Origin of the sequence: Paenibacillus forsythiae T98 (assembly GCF_000520735.1) — a bacterium.
In the GTDB taxonomy this organism is placed as follows: Bacteria; Bacillota; Bacilli; order Paenibacillales; family Paenibacillaceae; genus Paenibacillus_AQ; species Paenibacillus_AQ forsythiae.
In genome coordinates, this window is sequence record NZ_ASSC01000284.1 from 1 (window position 1) to 341 (window position 341).

Genomic DNA, 341 nt, shown 5'->3' on the forward strand with positions numbered 1-341 from the left:
ACGGTCTGGGGCGAGGCGCCGGCTTCGCGCAGCTCCGCGAGCGTAATTCCTCCGTGACGCTTGGCCAGCCGGCGTCCGTCCGGGTCCATCAGCAGCGGGACATGGGTGAACCGGGGCGGCTTCCAGCCCAGCGCTTCGTAGAGCATCAGCTGGCGGGGCGTGGAATCGAGCAGATCGGCCCCGCGAAGCACATCCGTAATGCCCATCAGGGCATCATCGACGACGACGGCCAGTTGATAGGAGAAAATACCGTCGGCGCGCCGCACGATGAAGTCCCCGCCGGCGGCTGCATCGGTCCGGCGGCTCCCGGCGATACCGTCGGTAAAGGCAATCTCGCAGGG

1 protein-coding gene is annotated in these 341 nt (G+C 67.4%); it reads right to left on the reverse strand.

From position 1 onward, the window contains the following. The coding region (locus L692_RS0109295; RefSeq protein WP_025699246.1) for a glutamate--tRNA ligase family protein at positions 1-341 on the reverse strand (341 nt) is incomplete at both ends.